Genomic DNA, 23,459 nt, shown 5'->3' with positions numbered 1-23,459 from the left:
CCGGTCACAGCTCCAGCAGGCGCCCCGCCACCACCAGGGCCACGTACTCGGACTCGGCGGCGAGGCGCTGGTTGAGGCGGCCGAGCGCGTCCCGGAAGGCCCGGCCGCTGGACGTGGCGGGCACCACTCCCATCCCCACCTCGTCGGAGACCGCCACGAGGCGCGCGGGCGCCTGCCGCCAGGCCGCCACGAGTTCGTCGCAGCGGTCCCGGACGGGCGCGCGGTCGCCCTCCCAGGCCCCGTGCTCGTCGAACACCGCCGTCAGCCACGTCCCGAGCCCGTCGATCAGCAGCGGCGTGGTGGCCTCCCGGACGACCGGGACGAGGTCGGCGGTCTCGACCGTGGCCCAGTGCGCCGGCCGCCGCTCCCGGTGGGCCCGCACGCGTGCCGCCCACTCGCCGTCCCCCGCGCCGCCCGGGCCGGTGGCCACATAGGTGACGTACGGCTCGGCCGCCAGCCGCAGCTCGGCCTCGCCCGACTTCCCGGACCGCGACCCGCCCAGCAGCAGCGTCCGCCACGGCGCGCTGCCCGCCGGGTGGACGGCGGTCCCGGTCTCCAGCTCCGTCCCGTCGGGGACGGCGAGCGCGCCCCACAGCCGCAGGAGCCTGGCCAGCTCCCCCTCCGAGCGGACCCGGTGGTCCAGCCCCACGGCCACCACCTGGGTCCGGTCGTCCGCCAGCCCCGCCCGCCGCAGCTCCCCGAGCCGTTCCGGCCGGTCGAGCAGGTCGATCAGCACCATGTCGTACCTGGCGGACTCGTCGGCAGGTACTGTCCGGCCCTGAGGAAGGCAGAGCAGCCGCGAGGCGTCGGGGCCGATCAGTCCGAGCCCGCCGGCGCAGGCCCGGTAGCCGCTCGGCGGATCGTCGAAGGGGAACCGGGCCACGCCGTCCACGACCGGCTCGAACGGGCGCCGATGGCCGGACGGGAGCCCGGCGCACGAGACGCACCGGCAGCCGGGCTCCGGCCACCCCGTGCCGCCCGCCGTACCGGAGAGAAGGACCTTCACCGCGCCGAGCGTACAAACCGCGCCGCCTGCGCGGCCGGTCGGGTCGCTGGAACGTTCCAGGTCAGGCCCTGGTCCTGGAGCGGCGGCGGGTGGCCACCACGGCGCCGCCCGCCAGCAGGGCGAGCGCGCCCGCGCCGGTCGCGATCAGCGTGATCGGCAGGCCGCTCGCGGCGGGCAGGGCGGGGGACAGGGCGGCGGCCGTCAGCTCGGTCCCGCCCTTCTCCCTGGAGGGGTAGCCGGCGACCGCCACGACGGAGCCCTGAGCGTTCACGCGGACCTTGGCGGTGGAGGCGAGGAGCCGGGCGGCGGTGGCGTCCTCGGCGCCCGTGACGCACTTCGGCGCGCTCTGCCCGGGAGGCCGCTCGCCGGGGTAGGCGTCGCCCTCCCCGTCGCCGAAGTCCACCGCGACCGCCACGCGCTTGTACCCGGACCCGGCCGGGTCCCCGCCGCACACGCTCTGGAACGACGGCAGGTCCCCGCCGGGCGACTCGCCCGTCACCCCGTCGGGGGCCACGGAGAAGCGCCAGCCGATGACGGAGCCGTCCGGCGGGGCGGCGTCGGGCGTCGCGGCCAGCCAGGCCGTCCCGTCGCTCTGCCACGCGCTCCACGTACGCGGGGGCACGGGATCGGCGAGGGCGGGGGAGGGGAGCGAGAGGAAGGCGGCCGCCCCGGCGGCGACCCCGGCCGCAACACGATATGCGCGCAGCATCGATTGACCTCCGAACTCGGGAGTAGGGTTCCAGTGCCTGCGGAGGGTGCGCCGGCGAACCCGCGGAAAAGGAGCGTATGGCATGACATGGCGGTGGCGTTATGAAAATGCAAATGGTGGTGAGGTAACGGATCGCCCTTTGCCGCGAGAGGTTTTTCCGAGCCAGGCCGACGCGGAGTCCTGGCTCGGCGAAAACTGGCGTGACCTGCTCGAATCGGGAGTTGAGCAGGTGGCCCTGCTGGAAGAGGACCGCGTGGAATACACGGGATTGTCATTGCGCCAGGAGTGAGCTACGGCAAATGGAAAGCCCCTTGAGCGCAGTTGTGGCTCAAGGGGCTTTTTGCGGCTCCCGAGTGGGACGGGTTACGCGCGGGTGCTCGGGCTCTGCGTCTTGGCCGGGTCGCGCTCCACGATCGGGCCGAGCACGTCGTCGATCCGCTTGAGCACGTCGGCATCGAGCTTCACGCCCGCGGCCTTGACGTTGTCACGCACCTGGTCGGGCCGGCTGGCCCCGACGATGGCGCTGGAGACGTTCTGGTTCTGCAGCACCCAGGCGATGGCCAGCTGCGCCATCGACAGGCCCAGGTCGGCGGCGACGGGCTTGAGCTCCTGGACGCGGGTCAGCACGTCGTCGTTCATGAACCGGGAGATCATGGCGCTGCCGCCGCTCTGGTCGGTCGCCCGCGAGCCCTCGGGAAGCTGCTGCCCGGGCACGTACTTGCCCGTGAGCACCCCCTGGCCGATGGGCGACCACACGATCTGGCCGATGCCCTCCTTCTCGCTCAGCGGCACGATCTCGGGCTCGATGACCCGCCACAGCATCGAGTACTGGGGCTGGTTCGAGACGATCCGGTCGAAGCCCATCTCGTCGGCGATCTTCAGGGCCTGGGCGATCTGGTCGGCGTTCCACTCGCTGACGCCGACGTAGAGGACCTTGCCCTGGCGTACGAGGTCGTCGAAGGTCTTGAGCGTCTCCTCCAGCGGCGTCTCGTAGTCGAAGCGGTGCGCCTGGTACAGGTCGACGTAGTCGGTCTGGAGGCGGCGCAGCGAGCCGTTGATGGACTCGGTGATGTGCTTGCGCGACAGGCCGCGGTCGTTCTGGCCGGGGCCGGTCGGCCAGTAGACCTTGGTGAAGATCTCCAGCGACTCTCTGCGCACGCCCTTCAGCGCGCGGCCGAGCACCTCCTCGGCCTTCGTCGCCGCGTAGACGTCCGCGGTGTCGAACGTGGTGATGCCCTCGTCGAGCGCCGCCTGCACGCACTGCTTGGCGGCGTCCTCCTCGACCTGGGAGCCATGGGTGAGCCAGTTTCCGTAGCTGATCTCGCTGACTTTGAGACCGCTACGACCGAGGTGTCGGAATTCCATGGAACAGACCTTAATCCCGGTCCATGGGGTGATTGGTTTCGGGATAGGGTGCGCGACGTGCTGAAGCTCGTACGGCTGGCGCTGACGGCGGCCATCCTGACCGCGATCGCGGTACGGCTGCGCCGCCGCTCCCGGACGCCCGGCGACCCGCCCGCGCCCCCGGCTCGGAAGGCGGTCGCGAGCACGCGGATGGGCCTGGCGTGGGCCGCCATCGCGGGGGTGGTGACGCTGGCCCTGGCCGCCGCGCTCATCCCCACGGGGCCGCAGGTGGTGTCCGAGGCGCAGTCGGCCGTCTACCAGGCCCAGCAGTCGGCCATGACCGTGGCGATGGAAGGCCGGGGGGAGACCCCGGCGCCCGTCACGCCGGCGCCCGTCATGCCCACGCCGACGCCCGTCGCGGCGACTCCGGCCGCCCCGGGCCCGGCCGCGACGCCGTCCCCGGGCATCCCGGCCGCGTGCATGCTCAGCGGCCAGGTGACGGTACGCCCGATCAGCCCGCGCGTGCGGGCGGCGGTGAACCGGCAGTGGCGGCGCATCGAGCGGTGGCTGCGGGCGCACGCGCCCCGGACGTACGCCTCGCTGGGCGCTCCTGGCAGGGCCGGCACCGTCGCGCTCGCCGAGGCCCAGACGGGCCTGGAGTTCCCCGACGACCTGCGGGCCTCGCTGCTGCGCCACAACGGCATGTCGGGCCCGCCCGCGGCCCGCCTCGGCTTCGGCGGGGAGCAGGTGCGGGGCGTGCGCGAGATCCGCGACCATTGGCGGGAGGACTGCGCCGCCCGGGCCGGCAGGGGCGACCCGATCGGCCGCGCGCTCCGCGTCGGCACCCTGACGGAGGTCGACGCCGGCACCGGCCAGGTGGTGGCGCCGGCGGTGGGGCCGGAGCCGATCTGGCCCTCCTACCACGCGATGCTCCGCGACGTGGCGGACGCGCTGGAGAAGGGCCGCCCCGTGCTCGGGGCGCGGCCCACGGTCGAGGACGGCCTGCTCCGCTGGTCCGGCACCCTATGAGCGGGCCGTCCCCGGAGCCGGGGACGGCTACTTCTTGGGGACCGGCTTGCCGCCCGGCAGCACCGCGGGCGGCGGGAAGCGCAGCTTGCGGATCTGCAGCGCCCGCATCGCGGCGTAGAAGCCCACGCCCCTGGTGCTCTCCTGGGGCAGCTTCTCCGCGACCAGTCGCTTCACCTTCCACGCCACGTAGACGGAGGTGAACAGCACGCCGATCATCATGATCGGCCAGCCGATGGTGACCGTGTATCCCAGCACCGCGGCGCGGACCGACATGGGCCACGGGATCCACGTCGCCAGCAGGATGGCTAGCGAGAACGGCAGGAAATACTGGCTGGGCAACCGCCGGGAATCAACCCATTCGCGCGCGAACTTGCGCGCGGGGCCCTTGTCACGAGCGGGAAAATACCGTTCGTCACCTGCGAGCATGCCCTGGCGGGCCCGGTCGCGCTCGGCGGATTGCTTGGCCCGCATCTGCCGATAGGCCTCTTTACGGTCCTTCGGGGCATGCACGGGCTGGCGCCGTTTGATCTCCTGATCACGGCGCTTGGGTGTGGGACGACCTTTACCCTGGGGCTTAGGATCGTCATCGGGGACGGGGGTGTCGTCCACGGAGGTTTGGGAACGGCGTCGCAACACGACGTCAACCCTACCTGGACTGCAACTTAGTGACGCCCTCGTGCGTTATGCGTAGGGTAATCCCAAGGCGGCTGCGCTGCATTGGGTGAACACCAGCACGACCTAGAAGGGGACGGCCGACGCGCATGAGCGTGATGAAGAGACTTTCGATGATCTTCAAGTCCAAGGCCAACAAGGCCTTGGACAAGATGGAGGATCCGCGCGAGACCCTTGACTACTCCTATCAGCGGCAGCTCGAGCTGCTGCAGAAGGTGCGCCGGGGTGTGGCCGACGTCGCCACGTCGCGTAAGCGGGTCGAGCTCCAGATAACCGGCCTCGAGAACCAGGCTCGGCGCTACGAGGAGCAGGGCCGCAAGGCGCTGTCCGTCGGGCGCGAGGACCTCGCCCGCGAGGCGCTGCAGCGTCGCTCCAATCTGCAGACGCAGATGGCCGACCTGAAGCTGCAGCACGACAACCTGCAGGCCGAGGAGGAGAAGCTCACCACGGCTTCCCAGCGGCTGCAGGCCAAGGTCGACGCCTTCCGCACGAAGAAGGAGACGATCAAGGCCACCTACACCGCCGCCGAGGCGCAGACCCGGATCAACGAGGCGTTCTCCGGCATCTCCGAGGAGATGGGCGACGTCGGTCTGGCGATCCAGCGCGCCGAGGACAAGACGGCGCAGATGCAGGCCCGCGCCGGCGCGATCGACGAGCTGCTGGCCAGCGGCGCGCTCGACGACGTCACCGGCACCCGCGGCGACGACATCCAGGCCGAGCTCGACCGCATGGGCGGCGGCATGGACGTCGAGCTGGAGCTGGCCAGGATGAAGGCCGAGCTGGGCCAGGGCCCTGCACCCAAGAGCGCCATCGAGCAGGGCCAGCCGCAGCAGCAGGCCCAGCCGCAGCAGCAGCCGCAGCAGCACGGCCAGACCCAGCAGCTTCGTCAGCCCGGGGAGCCCGCATGATTGTCAGGATCATGGGCGAGGGCCAGGTGCAGATCTCCGCCGACGACATCGCGGTGCTCAACGAGCTCGACACCGAGCTCGAGGCGGCCATCGAGGTCGGCGACGAGCCGATCTTCCGTACGAAGCTGCACGCGCTGCTCGACAAGGTGCGCCAAGTGGGCAAGTCACTTCCCGACGACAGCCTTGAGCCGTCAGAGCTGATCCTTCCCCCCGCGGACGCCTCGATTGAGGAGGTCCGGGAGATGCTGGGCGACCAGGGCCTCATCCCGGGCTGAGCCGTGGGTACGCGGTTCGCGTCCGACCGCGGGCTGACCGCCCGCATGGCCGTGACGATGTTCTTGCTCGGGTTGCTCTATGTCGTGTTCATCGGCGTCCTGATCGCCCTCGGCGTAGGGGCGCTGACCGTGCTGGTGATAGCCGGGGGCCTGCTGTTCGTGCAGTACTTCCTGTCCGACCGCATCGCGCTGTTCGCGATGCACGGGCGGGAGGTCTCGCCCCAGGAGGCCCCCGAGTTGCATGGCCTGATCGACCGGCTGTGCGCGCTCGCCGACATGCCCAAACCGCGGGTGGCGATCGCGGACTCCGACGTCCCCAACGCCTTCGCCACCGGCCGCAACCAGAACAACGCCGTCGTCTGCGTGACGACCGGCATCCTGCGCCGCCTGGAGCCCCAGGAGCTCGAAGGGGTGCTCTCGCACGAGCTGTCGCACGTCGCCCACCGCGACGTCGCCGTCATGACGATCGCCTCGTTCCTGGGCGTCGTGGCGGGGCTCATGACCAGGGTCGCCCTCTTCACGGGGCTGGGCGGCCGCCGCGACGGCAACCAGGGCGGCGTGCCCGTCGGGCTGATCATCCTGCTCGTGTCCGTCGTCGTGTACGCGATCAGCTTCGTGCTCACCCGGGCCCTGTCGCGCTACCGGGAGCTGTCGGCCGACCGCGCCGGCGCCCTGCTCACGCAGCGCCCCTCGGCCCTGGCCAGCGCGCTGGTCAAGATCACCGGTGACATGGCCAGGATCCCGACCCAGGACCTGCGCGAGGCTGCGCCGTTCAACGCCTTCTACTTCGCCCCGGCGGCGGCGCCGGGCCAGACGCTGGCGAACCTGTTCTCCACCCACCCGCCGCTCGAACGGCGGCTGGCGCAGCTGGCGGACATCTCGCGGCAGCTCGGAAGGGGCTGAAGACGGCGTGGGCTGGCTCGACGCCTTGCTCGGCCGGTCGAAACCGGTCAAGCCCAACCTCGACGCGCTGTTCGCGCTGCCCTCGGCGGCCGTGACGCTGCAGGCCGCGACCGGGCTCGTGCCCACGGGTCTCGGCTCGGTGGCATTCAGGGCCGCGGAGGGCGGCGCGTTCGCCACGCTGGAGCGCGACGTCAAGGCGCTGCTCGGCGAGCGCGTGGAGGAGTCGCACGACTCCTACGGCTACACCTGGCTCCTGGTGCGCCGCTCGCCCGACGTGCTCGGCGACCTGGTCACCGAGCTGCACGCCGTCAACTCGTCGCTGGAGTCGGCCGGGTTCGGGCCGTCGCTGCTGTGCTCGCTGGTGTCGTTCCAGGCCGAGGGCGGCCGGCGGCTGGCGGTCGTGTACCTGTACAAGCGCGGGACGTTCTACCCTTTCGCCCCGCTTCCCGGCCGGCGCCGCGACAACGCGCTCGAACTCCAGGTGCGCGGCGCCCTGGAGGGCGAGCTGCCGCTGGAGAAGGACCTCGCCCGGTGGTTCCCGGTGTGGGGCGCGCCCGGCCTCTGACCACGCATCGGACACATTGAGTGATCTAATGATCACGTGGAGCGAAGGTTGTACGTCCTCGCGGCCTCCGCGTTCATCGTGGCGGCGGTGCTGGGCAGCGCGTGGATCACCGGCCAGTTCACCACGCCGGAGGTCGACAGGACCGACGGGTACGTCAGCGAACTGGCCGCCCGCGACCAACCGTGGACGCGGCTCTTCCGGACCAGCGATGCGCTGGCGGGGCTGGCCTGCGCGGCCGGGGTCGCGCTGGTGCCGAGGGTGGGGCGCGAGTGGCAGGCCTGGCTGGCGCTGGCGGCGTTCGGGCTGCTCACGTTCACGGCCGGGCTGTTCCCGCTGGACTGCGCCACGCTGAGCAACCCCTACTGCGGGCGGCAGGCCGTCTCGGCCGGGCATCACGTGCACCAACTGGTCGGCGCGCTGGCCACGGCCGCCCTGCTGGCCTCGATGGTGCTGCTCAGCCTGCGCTGGCGGTCGTGGGTGTCGTGGCTGTTCACGTGGCTGGGGCTGGCGGCCACGCTGCTCACCGCCGCCGCGCTCGCCGACCGGCACGGGGTGGGGCTGGCCCATCGGGCGCAGCTCACGCTGTTCGCGGTCTGGCTGGTGTACGTGGCCGTCCACCTGCTCATCACCGACGACCCGCCGATGCCGCCGCCGGACCTGGCGGGGGCGGCCGGTCCGGGCGGCGGGCCCACCGGGCCGCACGTGGTCGAGCAGGGCGCCGGACCCGTCGTGCTGATCACGGCCGGGCTCGGGGGCGCCTGGTTCCACTGGGACGCGGTGGCCGGGCGGCTGGCCGGGAGCCATCGCGTCATCCGCTTCGACCGCTGCGGCCTCGGCCTGAGCCCGCACGCGCCCGTCCCGCCCACCCTCTACATCGAGGTGGCCCGCCTGGCCGCGCTGGCGCCGTCCCATCCGGAGCACGTGACCGTCGTGGCCCACGGCGTGGCCTGCTGGCACGCGGAGGCGTTCGCCAGGCTGCACCCGCTGCGCGTGGCCAAGCTCGTCCTGGTGGATCCGGCCCCGGTCGCGGCGCGCGAACCGTCCGCGGCGGCCGCGAGCATCGGCCATTGGCTGCCCACCCTGGGCGGCACGTGGGGCGCGACCGCCGTGGCCCGCCTCGTGGGGCCCGCCGCGCACCGGCTGATCGTCGGCGTTTCCGACCCGTACGGGGTCTACCGCATGGGCAAGGTGCCCGCCGCGGTGGCGGGGGAGTGGCTGGCCCGCCGCGAGATGGTCGCCGACCTGCTGGTGGTGCGGGCGGAATCGCCGTTCCCCGACGTGCCGGTCACCGTGATCAGCGCCGGTGAGCGGAACGCGGACCACGAGCGGCTGGCCGGCGCCCTGTCCGCCAAGCTCGTACGCCTGCCCGGATCCGGGCACCAGGTTCAGATCGAGGATCCCGGAGCGGTCGTGGACGCCGTCTTAGACGCGCCGCGAACCGGTCCGGCCGGATGACGCCCCGCGTTCTAGGATCGAGGCGGGACCCGTTCGAGGGAGAAGGCGTGGACATCACCGTCGTCGGCGAGGGCGCCGTCCTGGCCGCACCCGACATCCTCCGGCTGCACGCGGGCGTCGAGGTCCGCCGGGCCTCCGCCGCGGACGCCTTCACCGCCGTCCGGGGCGCCGCCGCCCGGCTGGCCGAGGCTCTGGCCGGGGAGGGCGTCGCCGCGGAGGACGTGCGCACGGTGGAGCTGTCGCTGGGCCCGGAGTACGAGGTCTACCCGAAGGTGGCCGCGTACCGGGCGGCCCAGGGTGTGGAGGTGGTCGTCCGCGATCTGTCCCGGGCCGACCACGTCATCGACACGGTCGCCGGGGTGGGGGAGGAGGCCAGGCTGAACGGCCTGGCGTTCGAGGTGTCGGACCCGCCGGGCTTCCTGAGGGAGGCGCGGACGAGGGCCTTCCGCGACGCCGCCGCCAAGGCCGCCCACTACGCCGAGCTGGCCGGGCGCCCGCTGGGCCGGGTGGTCTCGGTGAGCGAGGACGTCAGGGGCGGCGGCCCGCAGCCCCTCGCCATGGCCGCCGCGGTGGCGGAGACCGGCGCCTCCATCAGCCCCGGCCGCCAGGCCCTCACGGTGACCGTCCGGCTGGTCTACGACTTCGCCTGACTCCGGGGCAGCACCCTGCCGGCGAGCGCCTCGATGATGCGGGCGAGCTCCTTGGGGTGCTTGAGGTCGGCGCCGTGGTCGCGCCCGCGCATCACCACCCGTTCCGCGTGCGGCATCACGCGTTCGACGGCGTCGACCCGCTCGATGATCCCGGGCAGGCTGCGCCCGCCGCTGAGCAGCACCGCCGGGACCTCGATCCCGGCGTACGCGTCGAGCCGCGGCCCGAGCCGGTCCATCGCCTCCAGGTCGTCGATCTGGCACGGAACGAGCCTGCGGTAGCGCGGTAGGAGCGCCGTGAGCGCCCCTACCAGCCGGGCCTGCCGCGGCGGCATCCCGACGGCGTCCCGCGAGAAGATCGTCAGCGCCCGGCCGGGCCGGCCCGCGGCCAGCGCCGCGCGGGCGCGCCGCAGCGTCTCCTCGCCCGCCCACGGCCGTCCGACGCTGGAGGCGGGCTCGAAGATCACGGCACCGGCGAAGGCGGACGGCGCGGCCACCAGCGCTTCGAGCGCGACGACCCCGCCCGAGGAGTGGCCGTAGACGACGGCGGGCCCGCCGGCCGTGCGCACGAGCGCCAGGACGTCCTCGACCTCCTGGGCGACCGTGCAGGGCGAGCCCTTGACGAGGTCGGTCTTGAGCTCCAGCCGGTACTGGCGGCGGTGCGGGCGCAGCACCCGGTGGCGGCCGGCCAGGATCGCGGCGATCCGCCGGCAGCGCGTGCCGTCGTCCAGCCCCGGCCCGACCAGCACGATCGTGGGGCCGTGCCCGTCGTCGTACGCGCGGACCTCCGTGCCGTCGGCCGACGTCGCAGTGATCATCATGCCCTCCCCGGTCCCGGGTCTCCTTACCACCGCCAAGTGTTCCTTAGCGGTGCTAAGGCGTCAATGCGAGGGCGCGGCCAGGGAGTCGAGCCAGCCGAGCAGGCGGGCGCACTCGCGGGTCATGACGTCGGGGTCGCGCAGGGCGCTGGCCAGCAGGGACATGCCCTGGTAGGCGCCCACCAGCGTCAGGGCGAGACCGCCGGGGTCGGGCAGGCCGAGCTCGCGGAACTGCCGCTCGACCCAGTCCAGCAGCAGCCGGATGACCCGGCCGGCCTCCGCGTCCAGGCCGCCCTCGGGGCGTTTGTCCAGCTCCATGGCCAGGGTCCCCATCGGGCAGCCGTAGCGGGCCGCGAGGTCGCGCTGGGCGGCCCACCCCTCCACGAGGGCCTTCAGCCGCTCCCTCGGGCCGGCGAGCCGGTCCAGGTGCCCGGTGAGGGTGTCCAGTTGCCGCGCGTGCTCCGAGAGGGCGGCGGCGACCAGGTCGTCCTTGGTCTTGAAGTAGTAGTACACGTTGCCCACGGGGACGTCGGCGGCGTGGGCGATGTCGGCGATCGTGGTGCGCTCCGCCCCCTGCCGGTGCACGACCTGGGCGGCGGCGGTCATCAGCCGCTGGCGCTTGGCGGCCGCGGTCCTCGCCCGCGAACCCGTTGAGTCAGTCACCTGACTAACTATATGCGGCACAGTCGTGCTATGGTCGCTCTCAAGTGAGTCAGCCGACTAACTAACTACAGGAGTCATCATGATCGTTGTCACGGGCGCCACGGGGAACGTCGGGCGCACGCTGGTCCGGCTGCTGGCCGAGGCGGGCGAGCAGGTCACCGCCGTGTCCCGCCGCGTCACCGCCGCCGACGTGCCGCAGGGCGTGCGCGCCGTCGCCGCCGACCTGGCCGATCCCGACAGCATGAGCGCGGCCCTGGAAGGCGCCGACGCGGTGTTCCTTCTCACAGGCGGCGACCTGTTCGCGGCGGAGCCCAAAGAGATCGTCGCCGCGGTGAGCGGGCCGGGCAGGCTCGTCCTGCTCTCCTCACAGGGCGTGGTGACCCGCCCGGACAGCGCCTCCCACGGCCGCTTCGGAGCGGAGATGGAGCGCGCGGTCACGAACTCGGGCGCGCGCTGGACGATCCTGCGGCCGGGCGGATTCGCCTCCAACCGGTACGCCTGGGCCGGGTCGATCCGCGCGAACCGCACGGTCGCGGCGCCGTTCGGCGACGTCGGGCTGCCGATCGTCGACCCCGACGACATCGCCGCGGTCGCCGCCGCCGTGCTGCGCGAGCCGGGCCACGAGGGCCGGACCTACGAGCTCACCGGTCCGGAGCCGGTGACCCCGCGGCAGAACGCCGAGGCCATCGCCCAGGCGATCGGCGAACCGGTCGCGTTCGTCGAGCAGACCCGCGAGGAGGCGCGGGCGCAGCTGCTGGCCTTCATGCCCGAGCCGGTGGCGGACACCACGCTGGACATCCTCGGCGAGCCGACCGAGGCCGAGCGGCGGATCAGCCCGGACGTCGAGCGCGTGCTCGGCCGGGCGCCCCAGCCGTTCGCCGCCTGGGCCCGGCGCAACGCCGCCGCCTTCCGCTGAGCCCCATACGGGGTGGATCATGACCGGATGGACGAGACGGTTGTGACGGACGACGGCGTACGGCTCTGGGCGGTGCGGAGCGGCCAGGGCCGCCCAGTGGTCTTCTGCCACGGCGGCCCGGGCCTGTGGGACACCTTGGAGGACGTGGCCGGGCTGCTGTCCGGCGTCGCGGCCGTCCATCGGTGGGACCAGCGGGGCTGCGGCCGCTCGCAGCAGCTCGGCCCGTACTCGACGGCCCGGACGGTGGCGGACCTCGACGCCGTCCGCCGCCACTTCGGCCTGGAGACGATGGTGCTGCTCGGCCACTCCTGGGGCGCCCAGCTGGCCCTGCGCTACGCCCTGGACCACCCCGATCGCGTGCGCGGGCTGGTCTACGTCTCCGGCACGGGCATCGATCCGGGCGACACCTGGCGCGAGGAGTACCGGCTCCGCCTGCGGGGCGCGGTGAGCGGGGACGTGGAGCGCTGGGCGGCGCTGGAGAGCCGCGAACGCACGGCCGCCGAGGACCGTGAGTTCGCGGTGCTGCAGTGGTCGGCGGACTTCGCCGACCGCGGCCGGGCCATGGAGCACGCCGAACGCATGGCGACCCCCTGGCTCGGCGTCAACTTCGAGTGCAACGCCACCCTGAACGCCGAGAACAAGCGCGAGTGGGGCACGCCGGCGTTGCGGGCGGCCTGCGCGGAGCTGGCGACGCCGGCGTTGATCGTCGACGGGGCCGAGGACATCCGGCCCCGCCGGGCGGTGGACTCGCTGGAGGGGGCGCTGCCGCACGTCTCACGGGTGACCCTGTCGGGTGCCGGGCACCTGCCCTGGGTCGAGGACCCGGAGGGTTTCCGGGCCGCGGTGAGCGCGTTCGTGACCCGCGTGGGTTAGGGGAGGGCGAGCATGCGGTCCAGGGCCGCCCTGGCCCAGTGGGCGGTGTCCGCGTCCACCGTGATCTGGTTGACGACCTCCCCGAGCACCAGGGACTCCAGGGCCCACACCAGGTGGGGGAGATCGATCCGGTTCATGGTCGAGCAGTAGCAGACCGTCTTGTCCAGGAACGAGATGCTCTTGTCGGGGAACATCTGCGCCAGCCGCTTGACCAGGTTCAGCTCGGTGCCGATTGCCCAGCTGGAGCCCGCGGGGGCCGACTCCAGGGTCTGGATGATGTGCTCGGTGGAGCCCACGTGGTCAGCCTTGAGCACGACCTCGTGGCGGCACTCCGGGTGCACGAGGACGTTCACGCCGGGGATGCGCGAGCGCACGTCGTCGACCGACTCCGCGGTGAAGCGGCCGTGCACCGAGCAGTGGCCGCGCCAGAGGATCATCCGGGCCCGCTCCAGCTGCTCCTGGGTGAGGCCGCCGTTGGGGCGGTGCGGGTTCCAGACGACGCAGTCCTCCAGGGACATGCCCATCTCCAGCACCGCCGTGTTGCGGCCCAGGTGCTGGTCGGGCAGGAACAGGACCTTCTCGCCGCGCGAGAACGCCCAGTCCAGGGCGCGGCGGGCGTTGGAGGAGGTGCAGACCGCGCCGCCGTTCCTGCCGCAGAAGGCCTTGATGTCGGCGCTGGAGTTCATGTACGTGACCGGGATCACCTGATCGGCGAGCCCGGCGTCCTCCAGGGCCTCCCAGCACTCCTCGACCTGGTCGAACGTGGCCATGTCCGCCATCGAGCACCCGGCCGCCAGGTCGGGCAGCACGACCCGCTGATGCTCGCCGGTCAGGATGTCGGCCGACTCGGCCATGAAGTGCACGCCGCAGAAGACGATGAACTCCGCCTCCGGCCTGGCCGCCGCGAGCCGGGCGAGCTTGAAGGAGTCGCCCGTGACGTCGGCGAACTGGATGACCTCGTCGCGCTGGTAATGGTGCCCGAGCACGAACAGCCGGTCGCCGAGCGCCTCCTTCGCCTTGCGGGCCCGTTCCACCAGGTCGGGGTCGGAGGCGGGCGGCAGCTCGCCCGGGCACTCGACCCCCTTCTCACTGTGCGGATCGGCGCCCTGGCCGAGGACGAAGAGCGGCAGCCCAGTCTGGGTGGCCATGGCCAAACCCCCTTATCGTCGAAGTGACGATACTCATCATGACATATGGGGGATACCTGGTGGTTTCGGGGGTCGGCGGCACTGGGAATGTGTGGCATGGGCCAGGTGTTGGTAGCGTCATCAGTAGGACGTCGGAAACAGACAGCCGGGTTAGGGAGTCAGCAGATGACGGTTGAGAGCAGCGAGACCACGGCGCAGGGCCTGATCCTGACTGACGCGGCCGCCGCCAAGGTCAAGAGCCTGCTGGAGCAGCAGGGCGAAGAAGGTCTGCAGTTGCGGGTCGCCGTGCAGCCGGGTGGTTGCTCCGGCCTGCGCTACCAGCTCTTCTTCGACGACCGTTCGATGGACGGCGACGTGGTGTCGGACTTCGGGGGAGTCAGCGTGGTCACCGACCGCATGAGCGCTCCTTACCTGATCGGTGCCTCGATCGACTTCGTGGACACCATCGAGAAGCAGGGCTTCACCATCGACAACCCCAACGCCACGGGCTCCTGCGCCTGCGGCGACTCGTTCAACTAGTCGGTGGCCGCCGGGTCCCGCTCGCCTTTGTGCGTGCGGGACCTTCGCGTATTCTCGTGGGGCTCATAGGCCTGCTGACAACGAGGAAGAAGAATCCCGTGCGCATCGCCGTTACCGGCTCAATCGCGACAGACCACCTGATGACCTTCCCAGGAAGCTTCGGCGAACAGCTCATCGCCGAGCAGCTCGATCGGGTGTCACTCTCGTTCCTGGTCGATGACCTTCAGATCCGTCGTGGTGGCTGCGCCGCGAACATCGCGTTCGGCATGGCCTGCCTGGGCCTCAAGCCGGTCCTCGTCGGCGCCGTCGGCAACGACTTCGCCGACTACCGCTCGTGGCTGGAGCGCCACGGCGTCGACTGCGACTCCGTGCACATCTCCGAGACGCAGCACACCGCGCGCTTCCTGTGCACGACCGACCAGCACCACAACCAGATCGCCTCGTTCTACACCGGGGCCATGGCCGAGGCGCGGCTCATCGAGCTGAAGCCCGTCGCCGACCGCCTGGGCGGCCTCGACCTGGTGCTGATCAGCCCCAACGACCCCGACGCGATGCTGCGCCACACCGACGAGTGCCGCCAGCGCGGCATCCCGTTCGCCGCCGACATCTCCCAGCAGCTCGCGCGCATGGAGGACGAGCAGATCCGCCAGCTCGTCGACGGCGCCGCCTACCTCTTCTCCAACGACTACGAGAAGGGGCTCATCGAGCAGAAGACCGGCTGGTCCGACGAGGAGATCCTGCGCCGGGTCGGCGTGCGCGTCACCACGCTCGGCCCCAAGGGCGCCGTCATCGACCGCAAGGGCGAGCCGTCCATCCACGTCGCCCCCGCCCCCGAGCGGGGCAAGGCCGACCCCACCGGCGTCGGCGACGCCTTCCGCGCCGGGTTCCTTTCCGGGCTGGCCTGGGGGCTGCCGCTGGAGCGCTGCGGCCAGCTCGGCAACCTGACCGCCACCCACGTCCTGGAGCGCGTCGGCGGCCAGGAGTACGAGCTCGGGCAGCAGGGCTTCCTCGAGCGGTTCGGCGTCGCGTACGGCGGCGAGGCCACGGCCGAGATCGCCGAACACGTGCGCTGCTACCACCCGTAAACGCCGCCCGGCCGCCCCGGCCCCGCGTGTGCGGCCGGGGCGGCCCAGGGCCGGCCGTACCGCTCAGCCGCGCGCGTAGACGTGGTGCAGGAACTCGGCGAGCTTGTCGTCCGGCAGGTGCTTGGCCAGGTCGGCCTCGGTGATCATGCCGACGACGCGGTTGTCCGACAGCACGGGGAGCCGCTTGATCTGGTGCTGCTCCATGAGCGTGAGCGTCTCGTCCACGGACGTCTCCGGGGTGACGAAGACGAGACCCTCGGCCAGCTCGCCCGCCGTCGTCCTCGACGGGTCGTGCCCCGACGCGATGCACTTGGTCACGATGTCGCGGTCGGTGATGATCCCCTTCACGCGCTCGTCGGGGCCGCACACCGGCAGGGCCCCCACGTTCATGTTGCGCATCAGCTGGGCCGCCCGGTCGAGCGTCTCGTGCGCGCCGATGCACTCGGCCCCCGGATGCATCACGTCACGGGCGGTCTCGTGCGGATGTCCTCTGGTCATGGCTTCCCCCCGAAAGTCGGTGACTTCGTACGGGAAGCCCCTACCCCACTTTCGGGGGGAATGTCAGTAGTTGCGCCGGACGTGGATGGCCCAGCCGCCCCCGGGCAGCTCGTACGAGCCGACGTGCCGGTGCGACTTCAGCCTGCACCACGCCGGCACGTCCGTGTAAGCCGCGGGATCGTCGGCCAGCACGGCCACCACCGCGTTGAGCGGGACGTAGTTGATCTGCTCGGCCAGCATGATGATCGGGATCGGGCACTTCTTCCCGAGCGCGTCGATCGTCAAAGCCGGCTGGGTAACCTCGGTCATGCGACTCCTGCGTCCTGCCGGATGCGGCGCACCAGATCGGGCAGCACGGCGAGGAATCTGTCGACCTCGGCCGCGGAGGCGCCCCTGGGCAGCGACACCCGGACATTGCCATGCGTCAGCACGCCCATCGCTTCAAGAACGTGCGATGGACGAAGCGTACTAGCGGTGCACGAGCTTCCTGACGAAACGGCGAAACCCGCCTTGTCCAGCTCGGTCAGCAGAGCCTCGCCGTCGACGTAGAGACACGAAAAGGTCACGATGTGCGGCGCCCGGTCGACCGGGTCGCCGATCACCTCCACGTCCGGCACGATCTTCGGCACCGTCTCCCTGATCCGGGTCACGAGCTCCGACAGCCGCGCCTGCTCCTGCGCCGCGTCCGCGGCCATCGCGCGCAGCGCGGCCGCCGCCGCGACGATGCCGGGCACGTTCTCGAACCCCGGCACCCGCCGCCGCTCCCGCTCGTCCTCGGGCAGGAACGAGCGGAACCGGGTGCCCTTGCGCACCACCAGCACCCCCACGCCCGCGGGGCCGCCCCACTTGTGGGCGCTGGCCGTCAGCACCGACCAGCCGGACGGGATCGGCATCCTGCCCGCTGTCTGCGCCGCGTCCACCAGCAGCGGGACCCCGAGGGAGCGGCACGCCGCGGCCGCCTCCGCCACCGGCTGGACCGTGCCGACCTCGTGGTTGGCCGTCTGCAGGCAGGCCAGCGCGGTGCCGGGACGGGCGACCGCCTCGGCGAACCGGTCGAGATCCACCCGCCCCGTCAGGTCCACGCCCACCGTCTCGACCGTGCCGCCGTCGCGCTCGTGCACGCCGCCGGCGTGCAGCACGCTGGAGTGCTCGACCGCGCCGGTGACCAGGTGGCGCCCGGCTCTGCGTCTGCCGTGTAGGGTGCCGAGCACGCCGAGATGCACGGCCTGCGTGCCCGACGAGGTGAACGACACCTCGTCCGCGCGGGCGCCGAGCGCCTCGGCCACCTCCGTGCGGGCCTGTTCGAGCAGCAGGTGCGCGCGGCGGGCCTGGCCGTACAGTCTCGCGGGGTCGGCCCAGCCGACGTCGATCGCCGCCAGCAGCGCCTCGCGTGCCTGAGGGTGGAGCGGCTCGCTCGAAGCCGCGTCGAAATACGCCACGAGACTCATCGTCCCACTTGCGGGCACCATCGAGGGGTCGCGCGGTAGGGCGAGGCACCTGCACGCTAATGTGTCTGCAATCAGCTGTGCATATGGAAATACGAGCGCCCAAGAGAAATACTCTTGGGCTTCATCTGTGGGGTAGGCGATCCGTGAGTCCGACTCGCCGTACGACGCGGCGTTCGTTGGCCCGGCGCAGGGTGCCGCGCGCCGCCGCTTTGGCGTTGCTGCTGGCCACTGCTACGGCGTGTGCTAATGACGTTCCGAAGGCCGACTGGTCTCGCGGCCTTCTTCCGCCCCATGTCACCGAACAGGGCGACGTGGTCCAGGGTCTCTGGAACGGGGCCTGGATCGCCGCACTCGCCACGGGCGCGGTCGTCATCGTCCTGATCGTGTGGGCGGCCATCTTCCACCGCAAGCGCAAGTCCTCGGCCGATCTGCCGCCGCAGGTGCGCTACAACCTGCCGATCGAGATGCTCTACACCTTGATCCCGCTGGTCATGGTGTCGGTGTTCTTCTTCTTCACCGCACGTGACAGCCAGACGCTGACCAAGGTGGACGGCGACGCGACCGTCAAGGTCAAGGTCGAGGCATTCCAGTGGAGCTGGCGCTTCACCACGACGGTCAACGGTAAGACGCTGGCTCCCGTGGCCGGCACGCCGGTGAGCGACTATCACCAGGGGCCCCAGCTGGTCCTGCCGGCGAAGACGAAGATCGAGTTCGACCTGTCGACCGACGACGTCATCCACTCGTTCTGGGTGCCGGAGTTCCTGTTCAAGCGGGACGTCATCCCCGGCATCAAGGAAGGCAACCCGGGCCGCAAGTTCGAGATCACGACGCTGGACCGCACGGGGATCTTCGCGGGCCGGTGCGCCGAGCTGTGCGGTGTCGACCACAGCCGCATGCTGTTCAACGTGAAGCTCGTCGATTCGAATGAGTGGAACCAGTACATCGCTACGAGCCAGGCTGGGAGTGCCCAGTGACCGCCATCCACGAACCCCTTCGCGCGCCGGCCAGGCCCGTCACCAAGGGCCAGGTGATCGCCAAGTGGCTGTCCTCCACTGATCACAAGATCATCGGGCACCTCTACCTGATCACGTCCTTCGCCTTCTTCCTGATCGGCGGCGTCATGGCGCTGGTCATGCGGGCCGAGCTGGCGCAGCCGGGCATGCAGTTCACCAGCAACGAGCAGTTCAACCAGCTGTTCACCATGCACGGCACGATCATGCTGCTGATGTTCGCGACGCCGCTGTTCGCCGGCTTCGCCAACGAGCTGATGCCGCTGCAGATCGGCGCCCCCGACGTGGCGTTCCCGCGCCTCAACATGGTCAGCTACTGGCTCTACCTGTTCGGCAGCCTCATCGCCGTGTCCGGCTTCTTCACGCCGGGCGGCGCGGCCTCGTTCGGCTGGTTCGCCTACACGCCGCTGTCCAACGCGATCAACTCGCCCGGCATCGGCAGCGACCTGTGGATCATGGGCCTGGCCCTGTCCGGTCTCGGCACGATCCTCGGCTCGGTGAACTTCATCACCACGATCATCTGCATGCGCGCGCCCGGCATGACCATGTTCCGCATGCCGATCTTCGTCTGGAACGTCCTGCTGACCAGCATGCTCGTGCTGATGGCGTTCCCGGTGCTGGCCGCCGCGCTGCTCGTGCTGGAGGCCGACCGCAAGCTCGGCACGCACGTCTTCGCCTCCGACAACGGCGGCGCGCTGCTCTGGCAGCACCTGTTCTGGTTCTTCGGCCATCCTGAGGTCTACATCATCGCGCTGCCGTTCTTCGGCATCGTGAGCGAGATCCTGCCGGTCTTCAGCCGCAAGCCGATCTTCGGTTACATCAGCCTCGTGGTCGCGACGATCTCGATCGCCGGTCTGTCCATCACGGTCTGGGCGCACCACATGTTCCCGACCGGGCAGGTGCTGCTGCCGTTCTTCTCGTTCATGACGTTCCTCATCGCGGTGCCGACGGGCGTGAAGTTCTTCAACTGGGTCGGAACGATGTGGCGGGGGCATCTGTCCTTCGAGTCGCCGATGCTGTTCTCGGTCGGCTTCCTCGTCACGTTCCTCCTGGGCGGTCTGACGGGCGTCATCCTGGCCTCGCCGCCGCTCGACTTCCCCCTCAGCGACACCTATTTCGTCGTCGCCCACTTCCACTACGTGGTCTTCGGCACCGTCGTGTTCGCCATGTTCGCGGGCTTCTACTTCTGGTGGCCCAAGTTCACCGGCAAGATGCTCGACGACAAGCTCGGCAAGCTGCACTTCTGGCTGCTGTTCATCGGCTTCCACACGACGTTCCTCATCCAGCACTGGCTGGGCATGCTCGGCTTCCCGCGCCGTTACGCCGACTACAGCGCGGCCGACGGCTTCACCGACCTCAACCTGATCTCGTCGGTGGGCGCGTTCGTGCTGGGCGCCTCGACGCTGCCGTTCTTCTACAACGTCTGGAAGACCTGGCGCAGCGCGCCGAAGGTCACCGTCGACGACCCGTGGGGCTACGGCGGCTCGCTCGAATGGGCGACCTCCTGCCCGCCGCCGCGGCACAACTTCACCTCGCTGCCGCGCATCCGGTCCGAGCGCCCCGCGTTCGACCTGCACTACCCGCACGTGTCCGCCAAGCAGTCGGCGACGGAGGTCGAGGCCTGATGAAAGTCCAGGGTTGGCTGTTCCTCGCGTGCGGCCTGTTCTTCGCCGGCGTAGACGTCGCCTACTGGTTCTGGACCAAGGCGGCCATGGGCCACGGTGAGCCGGTCGGCACGACGGCCATGGCGATCTCGGTCGGGTTCGCGTTCATGGTCGGCTACTACCTGATGTTCACCGCGCGGCGGATCGGCGCGCAGCCGGAGGACAACAAGCAGGCCGACATCAGCGACGGCGCGGGCGAGATCGGGTTCTTCAGCCCGAGCAGCTGGTGGCCGCTGTTCCTGTGCCTGGCGGCGGCCTTCGCCTTCGCCGGGTTCGTGATCGGCTTCTGGATGTTCCTGATCGGGCTGTTCCTGGTCATCATGGCCATGATCGGCTTCGTGTTCCAGTACTACCGGGGCAACTTCTCGCACTGACCTGAGCTGCCCGAACGGGCGTCTCCCTTGAGGGGGGACGCCCGTTTTTTTGTGTTCTTTAACGGTGATCCGATGTGGTTATTCGATCACTGAGGGTAGTAATGAGAAGTCTGCTATGCGGACCGCCGCTAAGGCCCTTTTCGGACACACCAGGGCGGCGGGCCAGGGAGCAGGCGGAGGCGGTCAAGCGGTTCGATGTCGGACGAGGGAGTCATACGTGGGGCGCGTAGCGAATGGATCGGCCGGCCTGCTGGCGCTGGCGCTGCTGGCGGCGTGCTCGGGGGGTGCGGCGCCGAAGCCCGAGGGGGTCGCCATGGCCGGCGGGGCCCAGGCGCCCTCTGTGACGTTCTCTCCGCAGGACAAGTCCGCGAACATCGCCACAGACCAGCCTGTGGTCGTTTCGGCCCAGGGGGGCACGCTCAAGAGCGTACGGGTGGACGGGGGCAAGTCCGGCGCGCTCAGGGGCGTCCTGAGCGCCGACGGCACCAACTGGCGCAGCACCGTCACCTCCCGCCCCGGCGCGAGCTACACGGTCACCGCCGTCTTCGCCGACGCCACGGGCAAGCAGACCCAGTCCACGAGCACGTTCTCGACGGTCAAGGGCAACAAGACGTTCGACATCCAGACCATCACCCCGAACAAGGACGACACGGGGCTGACGGTCGGCGTCGGGATGCCCATCATGATCGCCTTCGACAAGCCGGTCGCCGACCGGGTGGCCGTCGAACGCAACCTCACGGTCCGCAGTTCCAAGCCCGTGGACGGCGCCTGGCACTGGTTCGACGACAGCCACGTGGACTTCCGGCCGCTGAGGTACTGGCCCGCGCACACGAAGGTCCGGCTGGAGGCGAGGCTGGCCGGCGTGCGCGGGGGCCCCGGCCTGTACGGCAAGCGCGACGTACGGCTCGACTTCAAGATCGGCCGCGAGCAGATCACCAAGGGCAGCCTCAACGAGCACGTCCTGTACGTCCGGCGCGACGGCAAGAAGATCCGCGAGATGCCGATGAGCGCGGGGCAGGGCGGGCAGTGGAAGTTCCACACCACCTCCGGCATCCACCTGGCGATGTCGCGCGAGGACTCCACGCTCATGACCTCACCCGGGGTCGGGCCCGGCCAGTCGGGCTACTACTCGCTGATGGTCTACCACACTGTCCGCATCTCCAACAGCGGCGAGTACGTGCACAGCGCGCCCTGGTCGGTGGGCTCGCAGGGGAACTCGAACGTCAGCCACGGATGCGTGAACATCAGCCCGGAGAACGCCATCTGGTTCGTCAAGAACACGCTGATCGGGGATCCGATCATCCTCACGGGGGGGCCGCGCAAGCTCGAACCCACGAACGGGTGGGGGCACTGGCAGGAGAACTGGAAGGAGTGGCTCAAGTGGAGCGTGCTGAAGGACGGGCCGACCATCACGTTCTGATACCGATTCGCACCGCCGGTCACAGCTCCACCCACCGCCTCCCGCCCCGTCGCCGTCCGCCCGGCCGACGCCCGGGCTCGCCACGCTCGGGCCTGGCGGCGCCCCAAGTCGCCGCATCCGGGCCCGCCGGCGCCTCGGCCTGCCAACCTCGTGGCCTGCCGCGTCGCGGCTCCAGCGTGGCCTGAGGGCCGTGCTCGCGTGTGCGGCGGCCTTGCCCTGGCGCCGCCCGAGCACGCCTGCTTGGGGCCCCTGCTCCGGGCCGTCCTGGCGCGTCTGCATGGCGCCCCTGGCCGCGGCGTCGCCCTCGGCCCCTCTGTCGTCTGGGTGCCCGTGCTTTGAGGGGCGTGGTTTCGGCCGTGGGGGAGCGGGTCTGGAGTCGGGCGCTTCCAGAGGCCCTGGCGCCGGGCGTTCGGGAAGAGAAAAGCGCGCCCCGGCCGAGGGGCGCGCTCGAAGAAAAGGCGGTCAGGCGCCGTTGACGGAGGCGCTGACCTCGATCCAGCGGTCGAGGGTGGCGGCGGCCGCGCCGGAGTCGACGGCCTGGACCGCGCGGGCGTAGCCGTCCGTCATGGCGGCGTCGAGGTCGTCGCCCGGCCCGTCGAGGGCCACCAGGGCGGCGGCCGCGTTCAGCAGGACGGCGTCGCGCACCGGCCCCGTCTTGCCCTGCAGCAGGTCGCGCACGGCCTGGGCGTTGAACGCGACGTCCCCGCCCCGCAGCGCGCCCACGTCGGCGCGCGGGATGCCGAGCACGGCCGGGTCGAACGTCGTCTGCGTGGCCGTGCCCTCCTTGACCACCCAGACCGTCGAGGTGCCCGCGATGGTCAGCTCGTCGAGCCCGTCGTCGCCGCGGAAGACCAGCGCGTTCACGCCGCGCTCGGCGAAGACGCCGGCCAGCACGGGCAGCATCTTGGCGTCGAAGACGCCGATGGCCTGGGCGGACGGGCGGGCCGGGTTGGTGAGCGGGCCGAGGAAGTTGAAGATCGTGGGCACGCCGATCTCCTTGCGCGTCGGCCCGGCGAAGCGCAGCGCGGGGTGGTAGACCGGGGCGAAGCAGAACGCGATGCCCGCCTCCACGGCCACCCGCGCCGTCTGCTCCGGCGTGAGGTCGAGCCGGATGCCCAGGTGCTCCAGGACGTCGGCGGCGCCGCAGGAGGACGAGGCGGCGCGGTTGCCGTGCTTGACGACCCGGGCGCCCGCGGCGGCGGCCACGACGGCCGCCATCGTCGAGACGTTGACGGTGTGGGCGCGGTCGCCTCCCGTGCCGACGACGTCGACCACGGGCCCCTCCACGCTCAGCGGCGTGGCCAGCTCCAGCATGGTGCGGGCCAGGCCCACGACCTCGGCCACCGTCTCGCCCTTGGCGCGCAGCGCGATCACGAAACCGGCGATCTGGGACGGCGTCGCGGCGCCGGACATGATCTCCCGCATCGCCCAGGCCGACTCGTCAGAGGTGAGGTGCTCTCCGGACAGGAGAGCGGACAGCAGGGTGGGCCAGGTCGTCCGGGAGTCCATG

At 71.1% G+C, this 23,459-nt stretch carries 27 protein-coding genes; 16 read left to right on the top strand and 11 right to left on the bottom strand.

Annotation, left to right across the window (positions count from 1 at the left end; genetic code table 11):
* Positions 1 to 4: 4 nt before the first annotated feature.
* Entirely contained in the window at positions 5 to 1,006 is a 1,002-nt protein-coding gene (locus tag ABZS69_RS57425) for a bifunctional adenosylcobinamide kinase/adenosylcobinamide-phosphate guanylyltransferase (protein WP_355390239.1), read from the bottom strand.
* Between the two features lie 61 nt (positions 1,007 to 1,067).
* The gene (locus ABZS69_RS57420) at positions 1,068 to 1,715 is read right to left on the bottom strand and encodes an SCO2322 family protein (RefSeq protein ID WP_355390236.1); all 648 of its coding nucleotides are present in this window, start codon (positions 1,713 to 1,715) and stop codon (positions 1,068 to 1,070) included.
* Between the two features lie 82 nt (positions 1,716 to 1,797).
* Here ABZS69_RS57420 and ABZS69_RS57415 point away from each other — a divergent pair, with 82 nt between their 5' ends.
* Positions 1,798 to 2,004 (top strand): hypothetical protein, encoded by a 207-nt coding sequence (locus ABZS69_RS57415; RefSeq protein ID WP_185072832.1) that lies wholly within the window; start codon positions 1,798 to 1,800, stop codon positions 2,002 to 2,004.
* A gap of 74 nt (positions 2,005 to 2,078) precedes the next feature.
* Here the strand turns inward: ABZS69_RS57415 and ABZS69_RS57410 are convergent, their stop codons facing one another.
* Positions 2,079 to 3,080: an aldo/keto reductase family protein gene (locus ABZS69_RS57410; protein WP_355390233.1), complete on the bottom strand. Its 1,002-nt coding sequence runs from the start codon at positions 3,078 to 3,080 to the stop codon at positions 2,079 to 2,081.
* Positions 3,081 to 3,137: 57 nt separating this feature from the next.
* Here ABZS69_RS57410 and ABZS69_RS57405 point away from each other — a divergent pair, with 57 nt between their 5' ends.
* Positions 3,138 to 4,088 carry a hypothetical protein gene (locus ABZS69_RS57405; RefSeq protein WP_355390230.1) on the top strand — a complete coding sequence of 317 codons (951 nt, stop codon included), beginning with the start codon at positions 3,138 to 3,140 and terminating at the stop codon, positions 4,086 to 4,088.
* A 27-nt stretch (positions 4,089 to 4,115) separates the two neighbouring features.
* Here ABZS69_RS57405 and ABZS69_RS57400 read toward each other — a convergent pair whose 3' ends face one another.
* Entirely contained in the window at positions 4,116 to 4,697 is a 582-nt protein-coding gene (locus tag ABZS69_RS57400; RefSeq protein ID WP_355390227.1) for a DUF3043 domain-containing protein, read from the bottom strand.
* 152 nt (positions 4,698 to 4,849) lie between these two features.
* On the opposite strand from ABZS69_RS57400, the gene ABZS69_RS57395 reads away from it, so the two are divergent.
* From ABZS69_RS57395 to ABZS69_RS57370, 6 genes are read left to right on the top strand one after another with little or no spacing between them, the layout of a single operon-like run.
* Positions 4,850 to 5,668: a PspA/IM30 family protein gene (locus ABZS69_RS57395; RefSeq protein ID WP_355390224.1), complete on the top strand. Its 819-nt coding sequence runs from the start codon at positions 4,850 to 4,852 to the stop codon at positions 5,666 to 5,668.
* Entirely contained in the window at positions 5,665 to 5,943 is a 279-nt protein-coding gene (locus tag ABZS69_RS57390) for a hypothetical protein (RefSeq protein WP_355390221.1), read from the top strand. The genes ABZS69_RS57395 and ABZS69_RS57390 overlap by 4 nt, the downstream gene beginning before the upstream one ends.
* Before the next feature lie 3 nt (positions 5,944 to 5,946).
* Positions 5,947 to 6,846 carry a zinc metalloprotease HtpX gene (gene htpX / locus ABZS69_RS57385; RefSeq protein WP_355390218.1) on the top strand — a complete coding sequence of 300 codons (900 nt, stop codon included), beginning with the start codon at positions 5,947 to 5,949 and terminating at the stop codon, positions 6,844 to 6,846.
* Between the two features lie 7 nt (positions 6,847 to 6,853).
* A complete protein-coding gene (locus ABZS69_RS57380) occupies positions 6,854 to 7,411 on the top strand; it encodes a hypothetical protein (RefSeq protein WP_355390215.1) in 558 nt (185 codons plus the stop codon).
* A gap of 36 nt (positions 7,412 to 7,447) precedes the next feature.
* Positions 7,448 to 8,866 carry an alpha/beta fold hydrolase gene (locus tag ABZS69_RS57375; RefSeq protein ID WP_355390212.1) on the top strand — a complete coding sequence of 473 codons (1,419 nt, stop codon included), beginning with the start codon at positions 7,448 to 7,450 and terminating at the stop codon, positions 8,864 to 8,866.
* Positions 8,867 to 8,913: 47 nt separating this feature from the next.
* Positions 8,914 to 9,516: an SIMPL domain-containing protein gene (locus ABZS69_RS57370; RefSeq protein ID WP_355390209.1), complete on the top strand. Its 603-nt coding sequence runs from the start codon at positions 8,914 to 8,916 to the stop codon at positions 9,514 to 9,516.
* On the opposite strand, the gene ABZS69_RS57365 is transcribed toward ABZS69_RS57370, so the two are convergent.
* Positions 9,501 to 10,334: an alpha/beta hydrolase gene (locus ABZS69_RS57365; protein ID WP_355390206.1), complete on the bottom strand. Its 834-nt coding sequence runs from the start codon at positions 10,332 to 10,334 to the stop codon at positions 9,501 to 9,503. The genes ABZS69_RS57370 and ABZS69_RS57365 overlap by 16 nt on opposite strands.
* 60 nt (positions 10,335 to 10,394) lie before the next feature.
* Positions 10,395 to 10,994: a TetR/AcrR family transcriptional regulator gene (locus ABZS69_RS57360; RefSeq protein WP_355390203.1), complete on the bottom strand. Its 600-nt coding sequence runs from the start codon at positions 10,992 to 10,994 to the stop codon at positions 10,395 to 10,397.
* Between the two features lie 79 nt (positions 10,995 to 11,073).
* Here ABZS69_RS57360 and ABZS69_RS57355 point away from each other — a divergent pair, with 79 nt between their 5' ends.
* Together ABZS69_RS57355 and ABZS69_RS57350 are read left to right on the top strand one after the other, a co-directional pair.
* Positions 11,074 to 11,910, top strand: a complete 837-nt coding sequence (locus ABZS69_RS57355) for an NAD(P)H-binding protein (protein WP_355390198.1) — start codon at positions 11,074 to 11,076, stop codon at positions 11,908 to 11,910.
* A gap of 27 nt (positions 11,911 to 11,937) precedes the next feature.
* Positions 11,938 to 12,783 (top strand): alpha/beta hydrolase, encoded by an 846-nt coding sequence (locus ABZS69_RS57350; RefSeq protein ID WP_355390195.1) that lies wholly within the window; start codon positions 11,938 to 11,940, stop codon positions 12,781 to 12,783.
* Here the strand turns inward: ABZS69_RS57350 and nadA are convergent.
* Positions 12,780 to 13,931 (bottom strand): quinolinate synthase NadA, encoded by a 1,152-nt coding sequence (gene nadA / locus ABZS69_RS57345; RefSeq protein ID WP_355390192.1) that lies wholly within the window; start codon positions 13,929 to 13,931, stop codon positions 12,780 to 12,782. The genes ABZS69_RS57350 and nadA overlap by 4 nt on opposite strands.
* Positions 13,932 to 14,096: 165 nt before the next feature.
* On the opposite strand from nadA, the gene erpA reads away from it, so the two are divergent.
* Both erpA and ABZS69_RS57335 read left to right on the top strand, forming a co-directional pair.
* Complete coding sequence (gene erpA, locus ABZS69_RS57340; RefSeq protein ID WP_355390189.1) at positions 14,097 to 14,450, top strand: iron-sulfur cluster insertion protein ErpA; 354 nt, start codon at positions 14,097 to 14,099, stop codon at positions 14,448 to 14,450.
* A gap of 98 nt (positions 14,451 to 14,548) precedes the next feature.
* On the top strand, positions 14,549 to 15,535 hold the full coding sequence (locus ABZS69_RS57335; protein WP_355390187.1) for a carbohydrate kinase family protein: 987 nt from the start codon (positions 14,549 to 14,551) through the stop codon (positions 15,533 to 15,535).
* 63 nt (positions 15,536 to 15,598) lie between these two features.
* On the opposite strand, the gene ABZS69_RS57330 is transcribed toward ABZS69_RS57335, so the two are convergent.
* The 3 genes from ABZS69_RS57330 to ABZS69_RS57320 all read right to left on the bottom strand — a co-directional run bounded on the left by ABZS69_RS57330 (position 15,599) and on the right by ABZS69_RS57320 (position 17,481).
* On the bottom strand, positions 15,599 to 16,033 hold the full coding sequence (locus ABZS69_RS57330) for a CBS domain-containing protein (RefSeq protein WP_355390184.1): 435 nt from the start codon (positions 16,031 to 16,033) through the stop codon (positions 15,599 to 15,601).
* A 63-nt stretch (positions 16,034 to 16,096) separates the two neighbouring features.
* Positions 16,097 to 16,342: a sulfurtransferase TusA family protein gene (locus ABZS69_RS57325; protein WP_344985357.1), complete on the bottom strand. Its 246-nt coding sequence runs from the start codon at positions 16,340 to 16,342 to the stop codon at positions 16,097 to 16,099.
* Positions 16,339 to 17,481, bottom strand: coding sequence for a cysteine desulfurase family protein (locus ABZS69_RS57320; protein WP_355390181.1), 1,143 nt, complete (start codon positions 17,479 to 17,481; stop codon positions 16,339 to 16,341). Before ABZS69_RS57320 ends, ABZS69_RS57325 begins: the two co-directional genes overlap by 4 nt.
* 191 nt (positions 17,482 to 17,672) lie before the next feature.
* On the opposite strand from ABZS69_RS57320, the gene ABZS69_RS57315 reads away from it, so the two are divergent.
* The 4 genes from ABZS69_RS57315 (at position 17,673) to ABZS69_RS57300 (ending at position 21,949) form a co-directional block, all read left to right on the top strand.
* Positions 17,673 to 18,455: a cytochrome c oxidase subunit II gene (locus ABZS69_RS57315; RefSeq protein WP_355390178.1), complete on the top strand. Its 783-nt coding sequence runs from the start codon at positions 17,673 to 17,675 to the stop codon at positions 18,453 to 18,455.
* A complete protein-coding gene (ctaD, locus tag ABZS69_RS57310) occupies positions 18,452 to 20,116 on the top strand; it encodes a cytochrome c oxidase subunit I (RefSeq protein ID WP_355390175.1) in 1,665 nt (554 codons plus the stop codon). The genes ABZS69_RS57315 and ctaD overlap by 4 nt, the downstream gene beginning before the upstream one ends.
* On the top strand, positions 20,116 to 20,529 hold the full coding sequence (locus ABZS69_RS57305; RefSeq protein WP_355390172.1) for a cytochrome c oxidase subunit 4: 414 nt from the start codon (positions 20,116 to 20,118) through the stop codon (positions 20,527 to 20,529). Before ctaD ends, ABZS69_RS57305 begins: the two co-directional genes overlap by 1 nt.
* A 217-nt stretch (positions 20,530 to 20,746) precedes the next feature.
* Positions 20,747 to 21,949, top strand: a complete 1,203-nt coding sequence (locus tag ABZS69_RS57300; RefSeq protein ID WP_355390170.1) for an Ig-like domain-containing protein — start codon at positions 20,747 to 20,749, stop codon at positions 21,947 to 21,949.
* Positions 21,950 to 22,411: 462 nt separating this feature from the next.
* Here the strand turns inward: ABZS69_RS57300 and trpD are convergent, their stop codons facing one another.
* Positions 22,412 to 23,458 carry an anthranilate phosphoribosyltransferase gene (gene trpD, locus ABZS69_RS57295; protein ID WP_355390167.1) on the bottom strand — a complete coding sequence of 349 codons (1,047 nt, stop codon included), beginning with the start codon at positions 23,456 to 23,458 and terminating at the stop codon, positions 22,412 to 22,414.
* Position 23,459: the final 1 nt, after the last annotated feature.

The organism is Nonomuraea sp. NPDC005650 (assembly GCF_040605375.1).
Lineage (GTDB): Bacteria > Actinomycetota > Actinomycetes > Streptosporangiales > Streptosporangiaceae > Nonomuraea.
The sequence above is the reverse complement of the archived record's forward strand: the minus strand, read 5'-3'. Positions and strand labels throughout refer to the sequence as shown.

What these genes read in the sequence shown, in the direction of transcription:
- ABZS69_RS57320 (WP_355390181.1), bottom strand. Translation starts at nt 17,481, where the DNA reads ATGAGTCTCGTGGCGTATTTCGACGCGGCTTCGAGCGAGCCGCTCCAC.
- ABZS69_RS57410 (WP_355390233.1), bottom strand. Translation starts at nt 3,080, where the DNA reads ATGGAATTCCGACACCTCGGTCGTAGCGGTCTCAAAGTCAGCGAGATC.
- ABZS69_RS57325 (WP_344985357.1), bottom strand. Translation starts at nt 16,342, where the DNA reads ATGACCGAGGTTACCCAGCCGGCTTTGACGATCGACGCGCTCGGGAAG.
- ABZS69_RS57355 (WP_355390198.1), top strand. Translation starts at nt 11,074, where the DNA reads ATGATCGTTGTCACGGGCGCCACGGGGAACGTCGGGCGCACGCTGGTC.
- ABZS69_RS57415 (WP_185072832.1), top strand. Translation starts at nt 1,798, where the DNA reads ATGACATGGCGGTGGCGTTATGAAAATGCAAATGGTGGTGAGGTAACG.
- erpA (WP_355390189.1), top strand. Translation starts at nt 14,097, where the DNA reads ATGACGGTTGAGAGCAGCGAGACCACGGCGCAGGGCCTGATCCTGACT.
- ABZS69_RS57330 (WP_355390184.1), bottom strand. Translation starts at nt 16,033, where the DNA reads ATGACCAGAGGACATCCGCACGAGACCGCCCGTGACGTGATGCATCCG.
- trpD (WP_355390167.1), bottom strand. Translation starts at nt 23,458, where the DNA reads ATGGACTCCCGGACGACCTGGCCCACCCTGCTGTCCGCTCTCCTGTCC.
- ABZS69_RS57305 (WP_355390172.1), top strand. Translation starts at nt 20,116, where the DNA reads ATGAAAGTCCAGGGTTGGCTGTTCCTCGCGTGCGGCCTGTTCTTCGCC.
- nadA (WP_355390192.1), bottom strand. Translation starts at nt 13,931, where the DNA reads ATGGCCACCCAGACTGGGCTGCCGCTCTTCGTCCTCGGCCAGGGCGCC.
- ABZS69_RS57350 (WP_355390195.1), top strand. Translation starts at nt 11,938, where the DNA reads ATGGACGAGACGGTTGTGACGGACGACGGCGTACGGCTCTGGGCGGTG.
- ABZS69_RS57420 (WP_355390236.1), bottom strand. Translation starts at nt 1,715, where the DNA reads ATGCTGCGCGCATATCGTGTTGCGGCCGGGGTCGCCGCCGGGGCGGCC.
- ABZS69_RS57395 (WP_355390224.1), top strand. Translation starts at nt 4,850, where the DNA reads ATGAGCGTGATGAAGAGACTTTCGATGATCTTCAAGTCCAAGGCCAAC.
- ABZS69_RS57365 (WP_355390206.1), bottom strand. Translation starts at nt 10,334, where the DNA reads ATGATGATCACTGCGACGTCGGCCGACGGCACGGAGGTCCGCGCGTAC.
- ABZS69_RS57390 (WP_355390221.1), top strand. Translation starts at nt 5,665, where the DNA reads ATGATTGTCAGGATCATGGGCGAGGGCCAGGTGCAGATCTCCGCCGAC.